We start from the raw sequence: 5,937 nt of genomic DNA on the forward strand, positions 1-5,937 counted from the left end.
ATGCCAGACCTTTTCGATATCTTTCTTTTTAAAGAAAATCGGCTTCCAAATGCTGTACTTGGTGAGATCGTTTCGGGTGACTGATAAATGAATGTGCGGGTGTTGATTGAGTTGGCGGCCGTAGGTGTGGAGGGCGCAAAAGATACCGGCCTTGAGTCCAAGGCATCGAGCGTGTTTTAGCATAGCTCGTGTTGTACTGCGAAAGAGTTGGTTATTATCGATAAAGCGGTTCCATGTATCGTCATATTTAAATAATAGTTTTGCAGGTCTGGGAATATACATAACGCAAAGTATAAAAGAGGAGAAAGGAGCTGCCTAGAAATAGAGTGGCTCTGCCGCGACGCTCACGCCAAAGGCGTATTTATATTCATACATAATGATTACGGTGAAAAATAGCTTATTACTATAATGTTAAAAATATGTGGGATATGGTTAAAATAGTAATATTTTGTAATATTCAATTAAATTAGTAAAAGTGTGTAATAATTAATTATGAAAGAGGTAATATTGAAAGTACAGTTATAAAGTTAATTCCTTATGAAATAAACTAATATTATTAGTACTAATTGCCATGCTAATACATGTTAATTGTTTCGCTAATAATATTATTTGTAACGAAATGAAAATAAATACTGGGTAATTATATTTAAAATCCTACTTGTTTTGTGAGTGCATAAAATATATTAATATTTAAATCAAAGTTATATGTATGAAAAATAAAGAAAATAAAAATAAACAAGTGAATGTTCTTGATTTTTAATTTGTTTTATCTATTGTTTTTCGTCTATCGATAGGTCATTTTAATTTTACACTATTAGTGATTAAATCTATTATTACTCTTGTCCAGCGTTGCAATGAAATTTTAAATATAGAAAAGTATGCATTAAAAGGATGTATTATTCATAAAGCGGATTATTAACTCTTTATTGGTGTTTTTTACTTATTCTACGAGTTTCTCACTTCATTTAGTTGTTTTATTTTAAGTCTCAAGCCAAGAGCTAGTAAAAGTTAGGAGTTATTATGAGTGATATTAATGAGATTTCAATACAGAAAAAAATTGGCTTTTTTATAAAAAAAGCAAGGGTAAATAAATCATTAACAGGATATCAATTAGGTAAGTTATTAAATGTTAGTCAGCAGCAAGTTTCTCGGTACGAGAATGGAATTACATCCATTGATGTTAATCGATTAAACCTGATCTTAAAAATATTAGATAAAACTTGGGATGAATTTTTATGGGATGTTATTAAAAATGAGGATTCAATTGGTGAACACCTTATTCTACTTTAAGTACATTTACTTAAATTATTAGTGGTATTTTTTTTGTTGTTAACTTATTTTTTTTCCAATTACTACTGAAATCCTAATTTTAGGGTAGTTGGCTGTAATTGGAAAATAAATTAGGGTGAAAATATATAATTCTTCTCTATTTTATTTAAATTATCTCAGCTCTATAGAGCGAGAGTATTATTATATAAATATATAAAGGTTTATAATATGAAAAAAGTAATTCTTGCAACTCTGATTTGTGGTGCAGCGATGAGTTCATCCGTATTTGCTGCAGATGCTGGTAAAGGAAAAGTTACATTTACTGGCTCAATTATAACAGCTCCATGTTCAATTGCACCTGGTGATGAAAGCCAAGAAGTACCATTAGGTCAAATATCTAATGTAACTCTTGAAAATGGCGGTATGTCTTCAGCTCAACCTTTCAATATTAGATTAGAAGGTTGTAACCTAAATGCGACATATACAGAAAAAGATGCTCAAGGTAATGATGTAGAGAAAACTTATAACAATACTGTTAATGTAAGTTTTTATGGAACTGAGTGGAATGACACTGGTTTAATCTCAATTACAGGTACCGGCGCTGGCGCGGGTGTTAAATTGATGAATGATTCAGGTGACACTATCAAAATTAATAGTTCTACAACTCAAAACTTTGTTACTGGTAATAATACATTGAGTTTCCAAGCAGGCCTACAAGGTGTTAAAGGTACAGCTGTAACTCCAGGCATATTTACTGCAGCAACTAACTTTGTTTTAACATACAACTAATAAGTTATTTGTGAGGTGGGGAAAGATAGCTATCTCCCACCTGTTATGTATAAGGAATATGGCATGAAGCTTGTGTTTCAAATATTGGGGTTATATTTAAGTATATCAATATCTGCGGTAAGTGCTGAACTTAAAGGGATCCTTACCATGAATGGTAGTATCTTAGAAACCCCTTGCGCCATTGCGATGGAATCAATCGATCAAAGTATTGATTTAGGCGTGGAGCCAATAAGTGTTTTGAAACAATTTGGGCAGGGAACGCGCCATCCTTTTAGCATAAAGGTTATAGATTGTAGAATATCATCACTATCAGGTGAACCATGGAATACATTTACAATAACCTTCTCTGGTCCTTCAGAAAATAATAATTTCTTAGTTTTTGGTGATGTATCTGGTATAGCGCTCAGATTAGAAGATGAAAAAGGGCAATGGGTAATACCCAATCAACCTATATCCCTTGGAGGTATATCTCAAGGAGATAGGTTACTTAATTATGGGTTACGTATGATAAGTGATCATTCAACATTTATTCCTGGGAACTTTCAAAGTATTCTCAGCTTTAAATTGGATTACTACTGATAATAAAAATAAAACCATTGCTATTTAGCAAGTTGTTTTGAACAAGGATTTTTTATGTCTTTTAATTCTATTACGCGTTGGCGTTATTGTTCTTTGCATATACTAATAGCTGCTGCATTTTATAGCAGTGTTACTCCTCATGTATTTGCAAAAGATATTATATTTAATATGGATGTATTAGATATTGAAGACAAAGAAAATATTAATTTAGAACAATTTTCTCGAGCCGGACATATTATGCCCGGGACTTATACTTTAGAAGTTAAAGTCAATCAATATAGCATCGGTGAATATTCTGTTCCATTTATTGAAGATAAAGAAAGTGAAACCGGAAGTCGTGTATGTATATCTCCAGATATAGTAGATTTAATCGGCTTTAATTCTTCATCTGTTAAAGATTTAAAATGGTCAAATTTAGAAAATAAAGATAAATGTTGGGATCCTTCAAATTTACCTGGAGTTACACTTACTGGTGATTTAGCTACATCATCTTTATTGATTAATATACCACAAGCTTATTTAGAATATAGTTCTCCAGATTGGGATCCTCCTTCTCGGTGGGATAATGGAGTTAATGCATTCCTGTTCGATTATAACTTAAATGGTAGTATAATGGACACGAAAAAAGTCAACCAAAAAACCTATATATTATCCGGAAATGGGGTTGCTGGCATTAATTTAGGGGCTTGGCGTTTTCGTGGTGATTGGCAAGCTGAATCTAGCCATATTACGGGAAAAAATAGTCAATCAAATACCGATATGACATGGAATCGTTTCTATGCCTATCGTGCTTTAACCGCTTTAAAAGCTAAATTAACGTTAGGTGAAGATTATTTTGATTCAGGAGTTTTTGATTCATTTCGATTTATTGGGGCTGCAATTCGTACTGATTTAAATATGGTTCCTCCAAATCTAAGAGGGTATGCTCCAGAAATTACAGGTACGGCAAGAACAAATGCCACCGTGACAGTTCGTCAGCAAGGTCGTGTTATTTATGAAGCACAAGTACCGCAAGGTCCTTTCCGCATTCAAGATCTTTCGGATGCTCTTAGTGGGACTCTAAATGTAACTGTCGCAGAGCAAGATGGAACAACTCAAGAATTTAATGTTGATACTGCTAACTTACCATTCTTAACTCGCCCAGGGCAAGTTCAATATAAACTTGCGGTAGGACAACCAACTGATTATGAACGCCATAGTCAGGGTGAAAATTTTGCTTCAGGTGAATTTTCATGGGGGGTAGCAAATGGATGGTCATTATTTGGTGGTTTTTTAGGTAGTCAGCGTTATCAAGCTTTATCAGTTGGCTTAGGTAGAGATTTGCTAGCATTAGGTGCGTTGTCTTTTGATATAACTCAATCTCGATCTAAACTACCAGACCAGCCAACCTTAAATGGTGGTTCATATCGATTAAGTTATTCGAAAAATTTTGAAGAATATAACAGTCAGGTAACGTTTGCAGGATATCGCTTCTCTGAGAAAGATTTCATGAGTATGAATGATTTTTTAGAGTCTAAAAAATCTGGAATTCATTTTGGTGGTAGCAAAGAGCTGTATACTCTGTCATTTAATAAAAATTTCGTAGATGCTGGTTTATCTCTATATTTAAGTTATAACCACCAAACATATTGGGATAGACCTGAAAATAACTATTATAATTTAATGTTATCAAAATATTTTGATTTGGGTGATTTTAAGAATATAAGCGCTTCTTTATCTTTAAACCGCCAAGTTAATCAGGGAGTTAATGATGATAGTGCTTATCTTTCTTTATCTATTCCTTGGGGTAGTCGTAGTAGTATAAGTTACACCATGGATGTCAGAGATAAGCGTAAAGGCGGTATAAATAATAGGGCGTCTTATTATAATAGCCCTACAGATAGATTTTCCTACCAAATAAGCGCAGGGGAGAATAGAAGAGGAACATCAACCAGTGGATTCGTTTCTTATCAAGGAGATGATGTATTCCTCTCTGGTAATGCTAGCTATATAACTAGTGATTATCAAGCTGTAGGTTTTTCTGCTAATGGTGGAGTAACATTAACTCCTGATGGCGGCGCTTTACATCGTGGGGGAGAATTAGGTGGTACGAGATTACTTGTTGATACTGATGGTGCGGCTAATGTGCCAATTCTAGGTGTTGGGGCTCCTGTTAAGTCAAACCATTTTGGTAAAGCAGTAATAACCAATGTGAACAGTTACTATCGTAATATTGCCCAAGTAGATTTAAATAATCTACCAGATAACGTTGATGCGGAGCAGTCGGTAGTTCAAGCAACTTTAACTGAAGGGGCAGTTGGATACCGTAAATTCAATGTATTGTCTGGTGCGAAAGCTATGGTTGTGATTCGTTTACAAAATGGTAGTTTTCCTCCTTTTGGTGCACAGGTGAAAAATTCTGAAGGTAAGAACACCGGTATTGTTGCTGATAGTGGAAATACCTATTTAAGTGGTATTGTCCCTATGGGCAAAATGACGGTATCGTGGGGTGTGGAAGGAGCTTGTAGTATTTCTTTCCCTCAGAAATTACCAAGCTTAGAGCAATCAATACTATTACCATGTGAAAATATTCCCTCAGAGACAACTAAAAAAATGTAGCAACACGGTATATAGTATATTTTAGAGTTGAATAATTAACTGATTAGAAAATAAAAAGGTACTTGAGATGAAATTGACAACAATACAGCGGACAGGACTAGTTATATCTGGCGTTTTTATAACTCATCTGGCTATTGCTGGTATCACGATGGATCGTACCCGAGTTATTTTTGAAGGAGATAAAAAATCTATTACGCTAAATATTGGGAATAATAATAAAGAATTACCTTACTTAGCTCAAGGGTGGATTGAAAACGATAAAGGACAAAAGGTTAGTAGCCCATTAGTTGTTCTTCCTCCAGTACAACGTATAGAAGCTGGAAAATCTAGCCAAATAAAAATAGAGGCATTACCAGCGGTTAATACATTGCCTCAAGATAGGGAAACTCTATTTTATTTTAATTTACGAGAAATTCCGCCTAAAAGCGAAAAATCAAATGTATTACAAGTGGCTTTACAAACACGAGTAAAACTATTTTATCGCCCTAAAGCGATAATTCCTGAAGAACAAAGTTCTCCATGGCAAGAGAAAATAACAATTGATAAAAGTGCTCAAATGGCTATGGTGAAAAATCCTACACCATTTTATGTGACAATTATTAATGCTCATTCGGTGACATATCAAACAAAGAATAATGATTTTTCACCAGTCATGGTATCTCCATTTGGGCAAGCTAGTTTAGGCATTACTAGCGCAAAATT

6 protein-coding genes are annotated in these 5,937 nt (G+C 34.1%); 5 read left to right on the plus strand and 1 reads right to left on the minus strand.

Annotated features, from left to right (window positions below):
• The coding region (locus ACIPUA_RS16555; protein WP_449059880.1) for a transposase at positions 1 to 282 on the minus strand (282 nt) is incomplete at its 3' end.
• 738 nt (positions 283 to 1,020) lie between these two features.
• On the opposite strand from ACIPUA_RS16555, the gene ACIPUA_RS16560 reads away from it, so the two are divergent.
• The 5 genes from ACIPUA_RS16560 to ACIPUA_RS16580 all read left to right on the plus strand — a co-directional run.
• Entirely contained in the window at positions 1,021 to 1,290 is a 270-nt protein-coding gene (locus ACIPUA_RS16560; RefSeq protein WP_249890939.1) for a helix-turn-helix domain-containing protein, read from the plus strand.
• A 207-nt stretch (positions 1,291 to 1,497) separates the two neighbouring features.
• Positions 1,498 to 2,058: a fimbrial protein gene (locus ACIPUA_RS16565; protein WP_281111449.1), complete on the plus strand. Its 561-nt coding sequence runs from the start codon at positions 1,498 to 1,500 to the stop codon at positions 2,056 to 2,058.
• 63 nt (positions 2,059 to 2,121) lie between these two features.
• On the plus strand, positions 2,122 to 2,637 hold the full coding sequence (locus tag ACIPUA_RS16570) for a fimbrial protein (RefSeq protein WP_281111448.1): 516 nt from the start codon (positions 2,122 to 2,124) through the stop codon (positions 2,635 to 2,637).
• Positions 2,638 to 2,691: 54 nt separating this feature from the next.
• Positions 2,692 to 5,235: an outer membrane usher protein gene (locus tag ACIPUA_RS16575; RefSeq protein WP_094962536.1), complete on the plus strand. Its 2,544-nt coding sequence runs from the start codon at positions 2,692 to 2,694 to the stop codon at positions 5,233 to 5,235.
• Between the two features lie 67 nt (positions 5,236 to 5,302).
• On the plus strand, positions 5,303 to 5,937 hold a 635-nt coding region (locus tag ACIPUA_RS16580), incomplete at its 3' end, for a fimbria/pilus periplasmic chaperone (protein ID WP_449059881.1).

This window comes from Providencia sp. AGC89 (assembly GCF_053543535.1).